Origin of the sequence: Rhodococcus sp. IEGM 1307 (genome assembly GCF_030056915.1) — a bacterium.
Taxonomy (GTDB): Bacteria; Actinomycetota; Actinomycetes; order Mycobacteriales; family Mycobacteriaceae; genus Rhodococcus_F; species Rhodococcus_F opacus_D.
This window is the reverse complement of the sequence record NZ_JASHKW010000021.1, coordinates 145,669-162,535: the sequence shown is the minus strand read 5'-3', so window position 1 is coordinate 162,535 and position 16,867 is coordinate 145,669. Positions and strand designations below refer to the sequence as shown.

The window sequence follows — 16,867 nt, the reverse complement described above, 5'->3', positions numbered from 1 at the left end:
TGACCAGGCGATTAGCGTTACGGACTGCCCCTGATGTAATCTCATCGAGCACCTGAACGAGGGTGTGGACGGGCTGTGGCGCAGCTTGGTAGCGCACTTGACTGGGGGTCAAGTGGTCGCAGGTTCAAATCCTGTCAGCCCGACCAGATGATCAGAAAAGGCGGTTTCCCGGAGACGGGAAGCCGCCTTTTCTGTGTCTCCGGCCCGCTACTCAATCGGTGACGATGACCGGGTCGCCGATCTTCGCGTTGTCGTAGAACCACCGGGCGTTCTCGGTGCTGAGATTGATGCAGCCGTGGCTGACGTTCTCGAAGCCCTGAGAGTTCACCGACCACGGTGCGGCGTGCACGAAGATCCCACCCCACGTGATGCGGGTGGCGTACTCGACGTAGAGGCGGTAGCCCTCCTCGTCATCGATCGGGACGCCGTACGTCGACGAATCCATGATCATGTCGCGGAATTGTTCGATGACGGGGAACGTCCCGAGCGGTGTCTCGTATCCGGGTTTGCCCATGGACGCCGGCATGGTCTGCACGACCTGATCGTTGATGCTGACCGTGAACTGGTGGGTCGTCGTGTTCGCGACGGCGACGAGTGCGTCACCCACCTGGAACTGCGACCTCGCGCCCGCGGTCTCGACGGTCACCCGGGTGTGGGCCGGCCAGAAGTGTGCCGGCGTCCACTGCACGGTGCGGTCGTCGATCCAGGAGAACTGCCCGGGCACCGCTGTCGACGGGGTGATCCGGACACCACGCTCGGCGAGCACGCGATCGGGCACTGGTGACGTGAACCGGACGACGACAGGATGCGCGATGCCGACGACCTGCCCGCTCGCGGGGGAGAGTGTCGGCGCGACGACCTTCCCGGTGACTGCCGGGGCGTGCGCCGACGCGGTGGCGCTCACCCCGCACACGGCCAGTGCCGCGAGTACCGAGACGAGAAACAGACGTCCGACCTGCTGCGCTTTCCACATGCCGTCCAGCCCTTCAGAGACTGTGAGCGTCATTTCAGTTAACCACGGCGATATCGGACAGCGGAACCAGGGAAACTGGATGCATTGCGCGCATCAGAGGGACACGGACGACGCGCCGTCGTCACATCGGCCGCGTTTCGCCGGTCACACAGTTGACGGACCGAGACCGAGGGGATGTGACCGATGAACGAGAACGACGTGCTGGCGCAGCAGTTCGAGTCCCATCGCACGCACCTGCGTGCAGTGGCCTACCGGATGCTCGGCTCGATCGGCGAAGCCGAGGACGCCGTGCAGGAATCCTGGCTGCGACTGAGCCGCACCGACGCCGACACCGTCGAGAACCTGGGCGGCTGGCTGACCACGGTGGTGGCGCGGGTGTGCCTGAACATGCTGCAGTCACGCAGGACACGGCGGGAAGATCCCCTGGACGCGGCGGTGCCCGACCCGATCGTGACCCGCGCGGACGGCGGCGACCCCGAACACGAGGCGGTGCTGGCCGATTCCGTGGGTCTTGCACTGCTCGTCGTTCTCGGCACGCTCGCCCCCGCGGAGCGACTGGCGTTCGTGCTGCACGACATGTTCGCGGTGCCCTTCGAGGACATCGCCCCGATCGTGGAGCGAACCCCCGCGGCCGCCCGGCAACTGGCCAGTCGCGCACGCCGGCGTCTGCAGGGAGCCCCGGTTCCCGACACCGATCCGGTCCGTCAGCGTGCGGTCGTCGACGCGTTCCTGGCGGCCGCGAGGAGCGGCGACTTCGACGCGCTCGTGGCGGTGCTCGACCCGGATGTCGTGCTCCGCGCCGATACCGGAGCATTGCCTGCAGGCGCCTCCACGATGGTGCGCGGCTCGGAGACCGTCGCGGGCCGGGTCCTGGGGTTCGCCCGGTTGGCTCGGTTCGCGCATCCGGCGCTCGTCAACGGTGCCGCCGGAGTGGTCGCGATCTCCGACGGGCAGTTGCTGTCGGTCATGGGCGTCACGATCCGGCGCGGGAAGATCGTCGAGATCGACATCCTCGCCGACCGTGAGCGCCTCGCCGGGCTCGTCGTCGAGAACCTCGACTGACGAGCCCGCCGGGGTCAGTTCGTGCGGTGCTCGCCGTCTCCGTGTGCGTTGCCGGTGCGCAGGCCGATCACGGCTGCGGCGACGAGGAAGATGCTGCCGGTCAGCAGTGCTCGCTGGAAGCCGAGGGTGAGTGCCTCGGGCACAGGCGAATTCGCCTCGAGCAGATGCTGGGAATGCGAGGTGGCGATCGCGGCGAAGATCGCGAGACCGAGTGCGCTGCCGACCTGCTGGGAGGCGTTCAGCAACGCTGCCGCGAGCCCTGCCTCGCCGGCAGGCACACCGGCGTTGGCCGCGGTCGTGACGCCGACGAAGACGGCGCCGAGACCGAACGACACGATCATCAGTCCGGGCAGCAGATCGCTGAGATAGGAGCCGTCGACGGGGATCCGGGACAGCAGGTACAGGCCGGCCGAGGCCACCAGCGCTCCCACGACGACGACGGGACGGGTTCCGGTCCGGGTCAGCAACTGGGAGCACACCCCGGCGGCGACCCCGACCCCCAGGCAGAGCGGGAGGTAGGCCGCACCGGTCTGGATGGGGGAGTAGCCGAGAACGTTCTGCATGTAGAGGGTGAGGAAGAAGAACATCGCGATGAGACCCGCAAAGGCGATCAGTCCTGTGACATTCGCGGCGGCAAGGCCCCTGACGCGGAAGATCGACAGCGGCAGCAGGGGGTGCGGGCTGCGCTGCTCGTTGATCACGAACGCCACGATCAGCACGAACGCACCGGCGAACCCGGCGATCGTGCGAGCGCTGCCCCATCCCTGGTCGGGTGCCTCCACCAGGGCGTAGACGAGCAACAGCATCCCGCCGGTGCCGAGCACACTGCCGGCGACGTCGAAGTTCGCGAACCGGGCGCGGCGCCGGTCGCCGGGAATGAGCGCGAAGACCGCCGGAAGCACGAGCGCGCACGCGACAGGGTTGACGAACAGCACCCATCGCCAGCCCGGTCCCTCGGTGAGCACGCCGCCGAGAAAGACACCGACGGCGGAAGCGAGACCGCCCACCCCGGCCCAGACGCCGAGTGCGGTGTGCCGTTCGGGGCCCTCCTCGAATGTCGTCGTCAGAATCGACAGCGCGGCCGGAAGCATCAGTGCCGCACCGACACCCTGCGCGAGTCGTGCGCCGATCAGGACCTCCGCGCTTCCGGCGAAACCGCCGATCAGCGATGATAGCCCGATCACGACGGTGCCGGTGACGAGCACGCGACGGCGACCGAGCAGGTCGGCCAGGCGGCCGCCGAGCAGCATGAAACCGCCGTAGGTGAGGAGGTAGGCGCTCGGGACCCATTGCAGTTCCTGAACCGAGATGTCCAGGTCGCTGCGCATGTCGGGCAGGGCGATGTTGACGATGGATGCGTCGACGAAGTCGAGAAATGCCACGGCGCACAACAGCGTCAGCGTGAGTGTGCCGCGGGCGGTGGAGAGAAACGGGCGTGCCGGGGTCGATCGCCCGACCCGGGAGGTGTCGCTGACCGAGATGTCCATGTCGAAGTCTTCCTGTGCGCAGGGTCCTTGCGGGGAGACGCCGCGTTGCGCGCCGTCACTTCTATGACCGTCGGCCCGGTGGCGATGTGACCGCGCCGCGGCTACGTCGCGAGTAACGTCGGAACCCGGCAGGTCACGGAAACGGGAGGCTGGCATGGCTGGACGGTTCGAAGGCACTGTTGTGATCGATCGCCCCATCGAGGAAGTGTTCGAGTACCTCGCCGCCGGGGTCAACGACCGGGACTTCAGTCCCCGGGTGCAGGAGATCGTGAAGAAGACGGACGGTCCGCCCGGTGTCGGCACCCTCTTCGTCAGCACCGTCAAGGACGCCGGGATGACCACGAAGCGGGAGTTCGAGATCACCGAATTCGAGGCGCCACAGAAGATTCGCTGGGCGGAGCGTTCGAAGAATACCGTCACCGCGAAAGAGGGTGGTTACGACCTCGAACCCTCGGGGGCAGGCACCAAGGTGACGATCTTCAACGTGCTGGAGGGCCACGGAATCGGAAAGCTGATCGCACCTCTCGCGCTTCGGGCGGCCCGGAAGGACGCACCCGATTTCGCGCAGCGAATCAAGGCCGCAGCCGAGAAGTGACCGGCCCTACCGTGCCGGAATGACGAGCGCCAGTACCTGATCGACGTTGTCCGCGAGGCTGTCCGCCGCCGTGTCGTCCCCCGACAGATACTTCGCGAGGCTCTGCTGGAACAGTCCGTCGAAGACCGCATACATGGTGGCCGGGGCGACGGTGATCGTGCGCCCCGCCAACTCCGCGTACCGGGACACGATGCGCCAGATCATGTTTTCGAGGCTCTTGTCGATCGCGGCGACGTCTGCGCGGAACGATTCCTCGAACAGCGACTGCGAGCGGAGGTCGTACCAGAGGCGATGCATGGTGGCCTCGTCGCGGAGCGAAGCCACCAGCACCCGGCCGAATCCCGCCTTCAACTCCTCGGGAGTCTGCGCCGTGGCGACCACCCCGTCGTATCGCGTGACGCACCGGGCCTTGTAGTGCCGCACGCAGTGCGTGATCAGATCGACCTTGTCGCTGAAGTAGTAGTGCAGGACGCCGTGGGAGAACTCGGAGTTCTGGGCGATCTCCCGGAGACTGGTGCGGGCGTAGCCGAGTTCAGAGAGGGTCTGCAACGCGGCCTCGGCGAGCTGATCCCGGCGCTCGGCGAACTTGTCGACCTGGCGGCGCGAGACCCGATCGGCGTTCTTCTCGGCGACGGGTGTCACGGCATTCTTCCTGTTCGGCTCGCACGGTCCAGCACGGTGAGCATCAGTCTAGCCCGCGTTCCTTGACGACTGTGTAACAAAAACTTGACAGTCGTCAAGAGAATTCTTGACAGTCGTCCAAAGTCGAATACTCTGTGATCCACACCACATCGCGGACTCGATCTCGTGACGTGGTTTCCGCGAATCGTCCCGTACGAAGGCAGGTCGGAATGAGCGTCAGTGATCTTGCAGGACGGAAAGCGCTGGTCACCGGTGGTGCGAAGGGGTTGGGCGCCGGTATGGCTGCCGCCCTCGCCGACGCCGGTGCGGCGGTCGTGATCGGCGACGTCCTCGAGGAGGAAGGGCGCGCGACTGCCGATTCCGTCGCGAAGTCCGGCGTCGACACCGGATTCGTGAAACTCGACGTCACCGACGACGGCAACTGGGAGCGCGCCGTCGCTGCCACCGTGGAGCAACTCGGCGGACTCGACCTCCTCGTCAACAACGCGGGCATCGAGATCTCGTCACTCGTGGTCGACATCGATCCCGCCGACATCCGCCGGATGTGCGAGGTCAACATTCTCGGTGTCGCGCTCGGTCTGAAGCACGGTCTGCGCGCGATGCGCCCCGGAGGCGCAGCGGGATCGGGCGGGGCGATCGTCAACGTCTCCTCGGTCGCCGCGACCATCCCGTTCCCGGGCATCGCCGGCTACTCCGCCACCAAGTCGGCCGTCGACCGGCTGACCCGGGTCGCGGCCCAGGAGGCAGGCAAACTCGGGTACGGCGTCCGCGTGAACTGCGTGTACCCCGGGCTGGTCGCCACGGAGATGGGACTCGGGCTGGCCGCCGACATGGAGCGGCTCGGACTGTGGCCCAGCGCCGACGCCGCGGTCGCCGACGTGATCGGCCTGACGCCTCTCGGGCGTCTCGGCGAGGTCGCGGACATCGCCGACACCGTCGTCTTCCTGGCCTCCGACGCCGCTCGCTTCGTCACCGGAATCGGCCTGCCGGTCGACGGTGGCATGGGCATGTAACCGATCTCCCGAACTTTTCTCACATACCGAAAGGCATCTCATGACCGACAAGAAGCCCGTCATCGTCTACGGAGTCTCCGGATACACCGGGCGCCTCGTGTGTGAATACCTGCGCGAGTTCAACATTCCGTTCGTCGCCGCGGGCCGGGACAAGAAGCGGATCCAGGAAGTGCTCGACCGGATTCCCGGCCTGGACACCGTCGACCACGAGGTGGTCGAGGTCGAGCACACCGTCCCGGCCCTGACGGAATTGTTCAGTGGTGCAAGGGTTGTCAGCAACATGGTCGGCCCGTTCATCAAGCACGGTGCCGTCGTCGTCGAGGCGGCTCTCGCCGCGGGCTGTCACTACACCGACACGACCGGTGAGCAGGACTGGGTTCTGGACGTGCAGGCGAAGTTCGGCGACAAGTTCGCGGAGAAGGGTCTGCTGCTGTCACCCGGTGTCGCGCAGATGTACACCACCGGTGAGATCGCCGCGAACATCGCGCTGGAGACGCCGGGATTGGACACCCTCGACATCCTGGTGTTGTGGAAGGGCTTTCCCACCTATGCGTCCACGCAGACGATCTTCACGATCCTCAAAGCCGACTGGTACTACCTGGAACAGAACCGGTACGCGAAGTGGGACCCAGGTACCACGTTCGAGGTCGTGGTGCCGGGGCAGCACCAGATGGCCCTCGCGCTGCCGTGGGGCGGCACCTGCCATCCCGTGTGGTTCAAGGACGATCCACGGGTGGCGAACGTGAAGGCGGCAGGCGGCGTGTTCGACCGTTCCGTGATGGAGGGTGTCGTCGCGACGCAGAAGATGGTCGAGGAGCAGATCAAGACCCTTCCCGCGGACGAGCAGGACGCGGCGCTCGCGGAGATCGCCGGCTCCGTGCAGGCGGGAATGCCGCCGCGGGAGAACCCACGGGTCAACACGTCGCTCGACTCCGTGTACGCGTCGGGGCCGCTGGGGCGGGCGCACTGTGTCATCCACGGCAACTGCAACTACAAGCAGACGGGTCTCCTGCAGGCGTACGCCGCGTACTCCCTGTTGCAGCAGCCTCCGAAGCGGACGGGTCTCGCGTCGGCGTGCCAGGCGTTCGGGCATCGCGAACTCCTGGGAGTCCTGCGGAGCTTCGGCCTCGTGATGGAGCCGGTTCTCACCGTGCAGAGCTGATCGTCCCGGCCGCGACCTCGAGGAGAACCGCACCATGCGTTTGACCGACTACCTCGACAAGGGTGCCTCGCTCGGTCCGTCGTCGCCGTGCCTGACGATGGGTGACCGGACGCTGTCGTACGCCGATGTACAGGACCTGAGCCGGCGCGTCGCGGCCGCGCTGGCCCGGTCGGGGATCGCCGCCGGTGACAAGGTGGCCGTCCTGTCCGGCAACGATCCGACCGCGTTCTCGTGCGTCTTCGGGATCAGCCGGGCGGGGGCGGTGTGGTGCCCGATCAACCCGCGGAACGAGGCGGCGGAGAATCGGGACCTGCTCGCCCTCTTCGACTGTCGCTGCTTGATCTTCCAGAAGGCGTTCGCGCCCTTGGTCGATCGGATCCGTCGGCAGTTGCCGCTGCTGACGACGCTCGTGTGTCTCGACGGCGACGAGGAGTACGCCCACCCGTTCGACGACTGGCTGGGTACCGAACGTCTCGACGTCGAGCCGGTCGACGATCTCGCACTGATCGTCGGCACCGGCGGGACGACGGGGAGGCCGAAGGGGGTGATGCTCACCGGCCGGAACATCGAGACAATGTCTGCGCTGACCCTGATGAGCTACCCGTTCGACGGCAGACCGGTCTACCTCGCCCTCGCGCCTTTGACGCACGCGGCCGGTGTCCTGTGTTTTCCAATTCTCGCCCTCGGTGGACAGGTGGTCATCATGCCCACGCCCGACCTGGGGCAGTTCCTCGCGCACATCGACCGGGACCGCGTCACCCACACCTTCCTTCCGCCGACCCTGATCTACATGCTGCTGGACCACGCCGACCTGGAGGCGACGGACCTGAGTTCGCTGCAATGCTTCTGGTATGGCGCGGCACCGATCTCGCCGACCCGGCTCGAAGAAGCGCTGACCCGGATCGGGCCCGTGATGGCCCAGCTGTTCGGGCAGAGCGAGGCGCCGATGATGATCGCGACGATGGCGCCGAAAGACCATTTCCACGCCGACGGCTCGGTCGCGACAGCCCGGCTGAGCTCCGCAGGCAGGCCCTCCCCGCTGGTCACCGTCGCCATCATGGACGGGCAGGGGGCCCTGCTGCCTGCCGGTGAGCGAGGCGAAGTGGTCGTGCGCAGCTCGCTCGTCATGACGGGGTACTACAAGAATCTTGTTGCGACGCAGGAGGCGTCGGCGCACGGCTGGCATCACACGGGCGACATCGGGTACCTCGACGACGACAACTTTCTGTACATCGTCGACCGGTCCAAGGACATGATCATCACCGGCGGATTCAACGTCTATTCCGTCGAGGTGGAACAGGCGCTCATGGCGTACCCCGGAATCCAGGACTGCGGGGTGATCGGGCTCCCCGACGAGAAATGGGGTGAACGTGTCGTCGCCGTCGTCCAGTCCCGAGCCGGAACACCGATCGAGGCCGACGCACTCACGGCGTTCGTGAAAGCGCGCATCGGCAGCGTGAAGACCCCGAAGGAAATCCTGGTCTGGCCCGATCTGCCTCGTTCCACACTGGGGAAGGTGCTCAAGAACGAGATCCGGCAGCAATTGCTCGGCTGACGGCCGGCGCGGGGTTCGAAACGCGGGGGATCGGAGCGTGGGTTTCGCCGCGACTGGCGATACTGTCGGGTGATGGTGAATGGGCACGCACTGAGCAGGGAACGGCTCGCCGACGCGCTGGCACGGTTCGAACCACGGATCGTGGACCCGACGAATCGGCGGTCCGCGGCGGTCGTGATCGCCGTGATGAACGATGGCGCCGACGGTCAGGCCGTTCCGCTGACCATGCGCCCGAGCAAGATGCGTGCGCATCCGGGGCAGTTCGCGTTGCCCGGCGGCGGAGTGGATCCGGGGGAGACCGGCGAGGACGCCGCCCGGCGCGAGCTGCACGAGGAACTCGGCCTCGACGTGGAGCCGTCCGCGGTGCTCGGCAGGCTCGACGACTACGTCACCCGCTCCGGGTACGTCATCACCCCGTTCGTCGTGTGGTCGGACCAGCCGATCACGTCGCTCGTCCCCAACCGCGAGGAAGTGGCGGAAGTGTTCTCCGTGGGCGTTCCCGAGATCGACGCGGAGCCGCGGTTCGTCGAGATCCCCGAATCGTCGAAACCGGTGATCCAATGGCCGTTCCGCCGTCACCTCGTGCATGCCCCCACCGGCGCGGTCGTGTACCAGTTCCGGGAGGTCGCGCTGCACGGGAGACACACGCGCATCGACGGATTCGACCAGCCGGTGTTCGCCTGGCGTTAGCGAGACCATATCGACCGGCGGACACGACTAATCTCACAGTTCGTGACCCTCTTCGAGTCTCTCGCCCGCAAGCTCGACCGCACCGGTGTCGACCCCGTCGTCTGGCACGCCCCGCCGCCGCCGACGCTCACGGGAGTGCTCGCTCCCAACAGGGTGCTCGACGACGCGCACCGCTGGACGCTCCCCGCCGGAGAAGGCCCGGAGGACGTCGCCGTCGATCACGACGGCCGGGTGGTCACCGGAGGCAACGACGGCCGGATCTGGCGGTTCGACAGCCACGGACACGCCACCGAACTCGCGAACACCCACGGGCGCCCCCTCGGGGTCGAGGTCCTCGACGACGGCAGGTTCCTGATCTGCGACGCCGAGCGCGGTGTGCTGCGGGTCGACGACAAGGGACGCGTCGACGTGCTCGCCGACGCCGCGGCCGGGCGCCCACTCGTGGCGTGCAACAACTCGGCGGTCGGCCGGGACGGCATCGTGTACTTCACCGACTCCTCGGCGCACTTCACGATCGCCGACCACCGCTACGACCTTCTCGAGCACCGCGGGACCGGCCGTCTGCTGCGTCTGGACCCGCGGACGGGGGAGACCGACCTCCTCGCCGAGGGACTGCAGTTCGCCAACGGTGTGGGACTGGCCTCGGACGAATCGTTCGTCCTCGTCGCCGAGACCGGCTCGTACCAGATCTCCCGCGTCGACCTGACCGGCCCGTCGCAGGGTGCGGCGTCGGTGTGGGCCGCGAATCTGCCCGGCATACCGGACAACATGACGTCCCAGACACGGGACGGCCTGTTCTGGGTGGCGCTCTACAGCCCGCGGATGCGCTTGCTCGACCTGCTCGCGCCCTATCCCACGCTGCGCATCGTCGCGGCGAATCTGCCGGAGGCCGTGCAGCCGAATCCGGAGCACGCCGGCTGGGTGATCGCCCTCGATCACCGCGGCGAGATCGTGCACAGCCTGCGCGGAGGCAAGGGCAGCTATTCCCCCGTCACAGGTGTGCGGGAGCACGACGGGTGGCTGTACCTGGGAAGTCTGACCGCGGACGCCGTCGCGCGCGTCCCGGCCCCACCGCGACCGGACGTTGCGCGGGGCGAGTGACACGGCCGGACGGACGGGACGATCGACTGAACACCATCCCGGTTGTGGAAGAGTGGCGAGAGCGGTGCGACGAGCGCCCGAAAACAGGTCCGCACTCGACGCTGGGGAGATTTTGGTGAATTCGGTGGACCGGGACACTGTGCGGTCGGACCGGATCGTGACCGTCCCGAACCTCCTGAGCGTGGTTCGACTCCTCGGCGTGCCGCTGTTCGTGTACCTGCTGCTCGTCACCCACTCCGACGGGTGGGCACTCGCGATCCTCATGATCAGCGGCTTCACCGACTGGCTCGACGGCAAGCTGGCGCGGATCCTCGACCAGTCGTCGAAGCTGGGTGCGCTGCTCGACCCCTTCGTCGATCGCCTCTACGTCGTCACGACGCTGGTGACGTTCGTCCTGCGCGGGTTCATCCCGTGGTGGGTCGCGGCGATCCTGATCGGCCGCGACGCCGTTCTCGCGCTGACGCTGATCATCTACCGACGGCGCGGGCTGCCACCCCCCGACGTGATGTACCTCGGCAAGGGTGCCACCTTCCTGCTGATGTTCGCGCTGCCGATGACCCTCGCGGCGCACGGTGACTGGAGCATCGCGACCGTGGCGCAGCCGCTCGGCGCGGCGCTCCTGATCTGGGGCACGGTGCTCTACGTGTGGACCGGGCTGCTCTACACCGTGAACGCGCTGACCGTCGCGCGCACCGTTCCCGTGCGAGGACCGGGCGGCGACGAACACGAGGTCCAGTGATGAAACGGACAGATTCCGGAATCCGCAGGAATCCGGTGCCGTCCCTGCTGCAGTCCCTGATGAACGATCATCTGGACCCCGGGTACGAGGGTGCGGCCGAGGATCGTGAACAGGGACATTCACGGCAGACACGGGTCGGTCAGCAGGTGTGGATCGCGATCGGCGCGCTGCTCGTCGGGCTCGTGCTGTCGGTCGCCTACCGCCAGGCCACCGAACGCATCCCCGGCACCGAGCAGGTGCGGTCCGAACTCCTGAGCAAGGTGCAGGACGCAGAGGATCGGGCGGGCGCCCTCGCCGCCACCCGGGACACGCTGTCGACACAGACCGACGACGCGCGCGCCACCGCGCTGGCCGGCGACGCCCGAGGCGCGGCACTGCTCGACGAGCTTCGCGGCCTCGAGGGGGATGCCGGAGTCGAGGCCGTGCACGGTCCCGGCCTGACCGTGACGTTGACGGACCCCGCAGCCAAGCCCAACCTCTCCGACTCGTCCCAGCGCAGTGTCGGGGGGAAGGCCGTGGTGCTCGACCGCGACCTCCAGTCGGTCGTCAATTCGCTGTGGGCGAGCGGCGCCGAGGCCATCGCGGTCGGCGACGTGCGGATCGGCCCGTCGGTGACGATCCGCCAGGCGGGTGGCGCGATGCTCGTGGACAACCAGCCGGTGTTCTCGCCGTACGTGGTCTCCGCGATCGGCCCGCAGGGACCGATGCAGACCGGATTCGTGGTGAGCGACGCCTATCTGCGGATGTCCAGCGTGGCGCAGCTGTACGGCATCGGCTTCGCGGTGGCGGAGGCCGACGATCTCCACTTGCCCGCCGCCCCGGCGCGGGAAGTGCGGGCAGCCCGGGAAGTGGGAACACGATGACAACGGCGGAGTCGAATGGAGGAGTCACACGAATGAAGGCAGCACTGAAGGGCGGATCCGCGATCTACGGGGTGCTCGCCCTGATCGTGGGCATCGTGCTGGGCGTGGTGTTCAGCCCGCAAGTGCCCGACGCCGTGCAGCCCTACCTGCCCATCGCCGTCGTCGCCGCGCTCGACGCGGTGTTCGGCGGACTGCGCGCGTACCTCGACGAGATCTTCGACTCGAAGGTGTTCGTCGTCTCGTTCGTGTTCAACGTCCTGGTGGCCGCCCTGATCGTGTGGCTCGGTGACCAACTCGGTGTCGGAACCCAGCTGTCCACCGCGATCGTCGTCGTGCTGGGCATCCGCATCTTCGGCAACGCGGCCGCGCTCCGGCGACGTCTGTTCGGGGCGTGATCGCGGCGTGAGCGGACACGAGGGCAGACACGAACTGCACGGGAACGAACCGGCGACGTCGCAGCGATCGCACGTCGTCTTCGCGCTGCTGGCCGCGCTCCTGCTCGGTGGGCTGGGAATCGCGATCGTCACGCAGGTGAAGAACACCGGGTCCGGTGACACCCTCGACTCGGCGAGCCCGGCCGATCTCCTGGTCGTCCTGGACACGCTGAACCAGCGGGAGGCGGCCCTGCGGCAGGAGATCGCATCGCTGGAACAGACCTTGGCAACGTTGCAACAGAGCGGCAGTTCCGGAGCGGCGCTCGACGAGGCGCAGGCCCGGTTGACGGCGCTGTCGATCCAGGTCGGCAGCGCACCGGCCACCGGTCCCGGGGTGACGATGCGCATCACCGACCCCAACAAGGGAGTCGGCTCCGAGGTCCTGCTCGACCTCGTGCAGGAATTGCGTGCCGCCGGTGCCGAAGCCGTCCAGATCCAGGGTGCGGACAGCCCGCCCATCCGGATCGGCGTCGACTCCTGGGTGTCCGGTTCGGCCGGCGGCGTGTCGGTGGACGGCCGGAAGGTGAACGCCCCCTACGGCGTGGTCGCCATCGGTGATCCGCCGACTCTGGCGGCGGCCCTGAACATTCCCGGCGGGGTGGTCGACACGGTCGCGCGCAGCGGCGGACAGCTGACGATCGAACAATCGCAGCAGGTCACGATCGCCGCCTTGCGGGAGGCGAAACCTCGCCAATACGCTCAGCCCGGAAATTGATCTTCGCATCCGCCCGCGGATTGCCATCGAAAGGAAGCCACTGTGAGTGAGCTCGAAATCCCCGCCGATCGTCGGTACACCGCCGAACACGAGTGGGTCGAGCGGACGGGGCCCACGACGGTACGCGTCGGCATCACCGATTTCGCGCAGTCCCAGCTCGGCGACGTCGTGTTCGTCCAGCTTCCGGCGGTCGACGAGGCCGTGACGGCGGGCGAATCGTTCGGCGAGGTGGAATCCACCAAGAGCGTCTCCGACATCTTCGCCCCGCTGACGGCGAAAGTCGTTGCCGCCAATGCCGATCTGGACGGCAACCCGGAACTCGTGAACTCCGCGCCCTACGGGCAGGGGTGGCTGGTGGACCTCGGTGTCGACGACGAGGCGACCCTCGACGCGGCACTGGCCGAAATGCTGGACGCCGCCGGCTATGCAGAGATCACGGCAGGATAATTTCCCGAGAACACGCGAGGCGGTAATCGGATGGTTTCGGAAGGTGCCGACAGCCCGGAAACCGGGTTGCCGGAAAAATCCGCTGTCGGAATACCGGTTCGTAATGTGCTGGCGGCCTGTCTCACTACACGCACCGGCGTGCGCAGGGTACGGTCGATGTTGAACGCATGTGCCGTGTCGGGGCGCAGGTCCGTAGTTTGAATGTGATCGTGGGAGTTTGCACAGAAGTTAATGTGCACGGGAACCGAATTATGTAGTACCGAGTGGCATTGCGTAGTCCAGCGAATCTTGCTGGATGATCGAACTAGGAGGAGAAACGGTGAGCGAGAACGGCAACGACGCGGTCTATGGGGAGACGCCGGCGGAAACCACGTCGGTCTTCCGCGCGGACTTTCTCAATGAGCTCGACAACTCCTCGGCAACCCAGGCTCCGGAAGCTCCGGTGTCGGGTGTGGAGGGACTGCCCGCAGGCTCTGCTCTGCTCGTCGTCAAGCGTGGACCGAACGCAGGGTCGCGCTTCCTGCTCGACCAGCCGACGACGTCCGCGGGACGGCATCCCGACAGCGACATCTTCCTCGACGACGTGACCGTCAGCCGTCGTCATGCGGAGTTCCGTCAGGAGGACGACGAGTTCCAGGTGGTCGACGTCGGCAGCCTCAACGGCACCTACGTCAACCGGGAGCCGGTCGACTCGGCTGTCCTGGCGAACGGTGACGAGGTCCAGATCGGCAAGTTCCGACTGGTCTTCCTGACCGGACCCCGGACCGCTGCCGGTGGCTCGCAGATCGGTGAGACGTCAGCTGGTGCGGGTAGCCAATGACCGCGGTGCGGCAGCAGCAGGCGCAATCGGGGATGTCGATCGGCTCCGTGCTGGATCGACTCCGCCCCGATTTTCCTGATGTGACGATCTCGAAGATCCGATTCCTCGAAGCCGAGGGTCTCATCAGCCCCCAGCGCACTCCCTCGGGGTATCGGCGATTCTCGATCGCCGACTGTGAACGACTGCGCTACGTCCTCACTGCGCAGCGCGATCAGTATCTGCCGCTGAAGGTCATCAAGGAGCAGCTCGAGGCCATCGACAGAGGTGTGGCCACGGTCGGCGCAGGCGATTCTTCGCCGCGCCGGCCGCGCGCGCTCACGGTGGCCCCGGGCGAGGTGTCCCCGGAGGAGTTCCTCACCGACCGCGAGGTGCGGATCAGCCGCGACGATCTGATCGCCCGGGCAGGGATCGACGAGAAGTTCCTCGGCGAACTGACCCGCGGAGGCCTGGTCGTTCCCGGGCCGGCGGGATTCTTCGACGAGGACGCGGTGACACTGGCGCGCACCGCGAGGGCGATGTCCGAGTTCGGACTCGAGGTGCGGCACCTGAGGGCGTTCAAGCTGGCGGCCGACCGCGAGGCCGGGCTGGTCGCGCAGATCGCCGGGCCTGTCGCCAAGGGCCGCGACGCCGGCGCCCGTGATCGCGCCGAGGAGATGGTGCGCGAACTGGCCGCCCTGTCTCTGACGTTGCACACCTGCCTGGTGAAGTCGGCAGTCCGGGGTGCGCTCGATCGGTGAGGTGAACTCGCCGACCGTCCCCACTTCCCAACGACGCTGCGCTCGAACGGCTGTACGGTCGAAGAGCAGACACGAATCGAATAGAATCCTGGTACGGCATTGTGTGCCGCGGACGGACCATTGCAGGGTGGAGGCAGACGCGATGAGCGAAATGCACGTGATCGGAGTTCGTGTCGAGCAACCCCAAAGTCAACCTGTTCTGCTGTTGCGTGAAACCGACGGCGAGCGGTACCTGCCCATCTGGATCGGCCAGACCGAGGCCACCGCGATCGCACTCGAACAGCAGGGCGTCGAGCCTGCGCGTCCGCTGACCCACGATCTCATCAAGAACCTGATCGAAGCCTTCGGTCGCACCCTGAAGGAAGTTCGCATCGTGGACCTGCGCGAGGGCACGTTCTATGCCGACCTCGTGTTCGACCAGAACACCCGCGTCTCGGCCCGCCCGTCCGACTCCATCGCCATCGCACTGCGAATCGGGGTGCCGATCTTCGCCGAGGAAGCCGTACTCACGGAGGCCGGTCTGGTTATGCCCGACGAGCGCGAGGACGAGGTCGAGAAGTTCAAGGAATTCCTCGAGTCCGTGTCGCCGGACGATTTCAAGGCAACCGACGGCTAGTTTGCGCCGTCGGAAAAGCCTCGGGCGCGGAGTAACGGTTGAGGTTCCTCCGGCGCGTTGCGTTGACCCCGTCTCTTCGGAGTCATAGCGTTCAGTGCAGTGATTTTCTGCCCTGCAGATTGTATCGGGCGTACGCTGAGTAGGTTCAGGGTACGGACTTGCTCGATGTCACTGGTGGCGCTTGCGCCGCTCGATGTGCTGTGGCTGTGCCGCGGGCACTGGCGACGCGCGTCACAGGCGCACTGATCGTCGGGTTCAGTGCAACATGCGAGAGGGAGTAGTCAGTGGGAGATCGGCCGCAGGAGAATGCGCTGAATCTTGCGCCCGGCGACAACGTTGCCGAGTCCGAATTCAGCTCCGAGGAGATCCAACCGGGCCTCTTCCCGGACGATTCCGTGCCCGACGACCTCGTCGGATACCGCGTCCCCATCGCCTGCCAGATCGCGGGAATCACCTACCGCCAGCTCGATTACTGGGCTCGCACGTCGCTCGTCGTGCCGTCCATTCGTGGCGCAGCAGGTTCGGGCAGCCAACGGCTGTACTCGTTCAAAGACATCCTCGTCCTCAAGATTGTCAAGCGTCTGCTCGACACCGGAATATCCTTGCAGAACATCCGAGTGGCCGTCGACCACCTCCGTAAGCGCGGAGTGCGGGACTTGGCCAAGATCACACTTTTCTCGGACGGGACCACGGTCTACGAGTGCACGTCCCCCGAAGAGGTCGTCGATCTGCTCCAGGGCGGGCAGGGTGTCTTCGGTATCGCGGTGAGCGGTGCGATGCGCGAACTGACCGGCACCATCGCCGATTTCCCGGCCGAGCGCGCCGATGGCGGCGAGAGCGAACAGAGCCCCGAGGACGAACTGGCGTCGCGACGCAAGAACCGCGCGAGCCGCAAGACGGGCTAGCCCGCATCCATCGGAGCGCGGCGCTGCCTGCGCCGCCATCTGCAGCCGTGACATAGACTGGCGGTGCGTCGACGCCGTGCGGGAGAGTTCCGGGCACCGCAAGCACAGAAACATCGTGTGTGCGGGAGTTCGGGCGCCGAAGGAGCAACACCTCCCCGTCAATCTCTCAGGCAGACAGGACCGTGCGGGCTCCGACGTCTCTGGAAAGCGGTGGGAGCACCCACCCGCCCACGGGGAAAGGGCCGTCTTCACACCCGAATGACGGTACCGAATCTCTCAGGCGCTCGATTCGAGCAGGCGACAGAGGGGGA

At 66.8% G+C, this 16,867-nt stretch carries 18 protein-coding genes, 1 tRNA gene, 1 pseudogene and 1 riboswitch; of the genes and pseudogenes, 17 read left to right on the top strand and 3 right to left on the bottom strand.

Features of this window, described 5'->3' with window-relative positions; all coding sequences use genetic code 11:
• Positions 1–69: 69 nt before the first annotated feature.
• Positions 70–146: transfer RNA gene (locus QM841_RS32920), tRNA-Pro, on the top strand.
• Positions 147–211: 65 nt separating this feature from the next.
• Here QM841_RS32920 and QM841_RS32915 read toward each other — a convergent pair.
• Positions 212–973 carry a L,D-transpeptidase gene (locus QM841_RS32915; RefSeq protein ID WP_283335190.1) on the bottom strand — a complete coding sequence of 254 codons (762 nt, stop codon included), beginning with the start codon at positions 971–973 and terminating at the stop codon, positions 212–214.
• 183 nt (positions 974–1,156) lie between these two features.
• On the opposite strand from QM841_RS32915, the gene QM841_RS32910 reads away from it, so the two are divergent.
• Complete coding sequence (locus QM841_RS32910) at positions 1,157–2,035, top strand: sigma-70 family RNA polymerase sigma factor (RefSeq protein WP_283335174.1); 879 nt, start codon at positions 1,157–1,159, stop codon at positions 2,033–2,035.
• Between the two features lie 266 nt (positions 2,036–2,301).
• Here QM841_RS32910 and QM841_RS32905 read toward each other — a convergent pair.
• Positions 2,302–3,522 (bottom strand): annotated as a pseudogene (locus QM841_RS32905) (MFS transporter); the annotation flags it as partial.
• A 154-nt stretch (positions 3,523–3,676) separates the two neighbouring features.
• Between QM841_RS32905 and QM841_RS32900 the strand changes: the two are divergent.
• Positions 3,677–4,117 carry an SRPBCC family protein gene (locus QM841_RS32900; protein WP_283335172.1) on the top strand — a complete coding sequence of 147 codons (441 nt, stop codon included), beginning with the start codon at positions 3,677–3,679 and terminating at the stop codon, positions 4,115–4,117.
• A gap of 6 nt (positions 4,118–4,123) precedes the next feature.
• On the opposite strand, the gene QM841_RS32895 is transcribed toward QM841_RS32900, so the two are convergent.
• Entirely contained in the window at positions 4,124–4,759 is a 636-nt protein-coding gene (locus QM841_RS32895; protein WP_280784895.1) for a TetR/AcrR family transcriptional regulator, read from the bottom strand.
• Positions 4,760–4,968: 209 nt separating this feature from the next.
• On the opposite strand from QM841_RS32895, the gene QM841_RS32890 reads away from it, so the two are divergent.
• From QM841_RS32890 to QM841_RS32825, 14 genes are all read left to right on the top strand, one after another.
• On the top strand, positions 4,969–5,772 hold the full coding sequence (locus QM841_RS32890; RefSeq protein WP_105422626.1) for an SDR family NAD(P)-dependent oxidoreductase: 804 nt from the start codon (positions 4,969–4,971) through the stop codon (positions 5,770–5,772).
• A 40-nt stretch (positions 5,773–5,812) separates the two neighbouring features.
• Entirely contained in the window at positions 5,813–6,934 is a 1,122-nt protein-coding gene (locus QM841_RS32885; protein ID WP_280784894.1) for a DUF5938 domain-containing protein, read from the top strand.
• 34 nt (positions 6,935–6,968) lie between these two features.
• Positions 6,969–8,489, top strand: coding sequence for an AMP-binding protein (locus tag QM841_RS32880; RefSeq protein ID WP_283335171.1), 1,521 nt, complete (start codon positions 6,969–6,971; stop codon positions 8,487–8,489).
• 72 nt (positions 8,490–8,561) lie between these two features.
• Positions 8,562–9,179, top strand: a complete 618-nt coding sequence (locus QM841_RS32875; protein WP_025432828.1) for an NUDIX hydrolase — start codon at positions 8,562–8,564, stop codon at positions 9,177–9,179.
• A 42-nt stretch (positions 9,180–9,221) separates the two neighbouring features.
• Positions 9,222–10,280 carry an SMP-30/gluconolactonase/LRE family protein gene (locus tag QM841_RS32870; RefSeq protein WP_283335170.1) on the top strand — a complete coding sequence of 353 codons (1,059 nt, stop codon included), beginning with the start codon at positions 9,222–9,224 and terminating at the stop codon, positions 10,278–10,280.
• A 115-nt stretch (positions 10,281–10,395) separates the two neighbouring features.
• On the top strand, positions 10,396–11,019 hold the full coding sequence (locus tag QM841_RS32865) for a CDP-alcohol phosphatidyltransferase family protein (RefSeq protein WP_280784892.1): 624 nt from the start codon (positions 10,396–10,398) through the stop codon (positions 11,017–11,019).
• Entirely contained in the window at positions 11,019–11,882 is an 864-nt protein-coding gene (locus QM841_RS32860; protein ID WP_283335169.1) for a DUF881 domain-containing protein, read from the top strand. Before QM841_RS32865 ends, QM841_RS32860 begins: the two co-directional genes overlap by 1 nt.
• Before the next feature lie 32 nt (positions 11,883–11,914).
• Positions 11,915–12,277, top strand: a complete 363-nt coding sequence (locus tag QM841_RS32855; RefSeq protein ID WP_005264197.1) for a small basic family protein — start codon at positions 11,915–11,917, stop codon at positions 12,275–12,277.
• 7 nt (positions 12,278–12,284) lie between these two features.
• Entirely contained in the window at positions 12,285–13,031 is a 747-nt protein-coding gene (locus tag QM841_RS32850) for a DUF881 domain-containing protein (RefSeq protein WP_283335168.1), read from the top strand.
• 42 nt (positions 13,032–13,073) lie between these two features.
• Complete coding sequence (gcvH, locus tag QM841_RS32845; protein ID WP_105422642.1) at positions 13,074–13,478, top strand: glycine cleavage system protein GcvH; 405 nt, start codon at positions 13,074–13,076, stop codon at positions 13,476–13,478.
• A gap of 319 nt (positions 13,479–13,797) precedes the next feature.
• Positions 13,798–14,298, top strand: coding sequence for a glycogen accumulation regulator GarA (gene garA / locus QM841_RS32840; protein ID WP_280784890.1), 501 nt, complete (start codon positions 13,798–13,800; stop codon positions 14,296–14,298).
• A complete protein-coding gene (gene ftsR, locus QM841_RS32835; protein WP_105422644.1) occupies positions 14,295–15,035 on the top strand; it encodes a transcriptional regulator FtsR in 741 nt (246 codons plus the stop codon). The genes garA and ftsR overlap by 4 nt, the downstream gene beginning before the upstream one ends.
• 142 nt (positions 15,036–15,177) lie before the next feature.
• Positions 15,178–15,651: a bifunctional nuclease family protein gene (locus QM841_RS32830; RefSeq protein ID WP_105422646.1), complete on the top strand. Its 474-nt coding sequence runs from the start codon at positions 15,178–15,180 to the stop codon at positions 15,649–15,651.
• Between the two features lie 284 nt (positions 15,652–15,935).
• Positions 15,936–16,556, top strand: coding sequence for a MerR family transcriptional regulator (locus QM841_RS32825; RefSeq protein ID WP_037229402.1), 621 nt, complete (start codon positions 15,936–15,938; stop codon positions 16,554–16,556).
• 69 nt (positions 16,557–16,625) lie between these two features.
• A riboswitch (glycine riboswitch) is annotated at positions 16,626–16,749 on the top strand.
• The last annotated feature ends 118 nt before the right edge of the window (positions 16,750–16,867 follow it).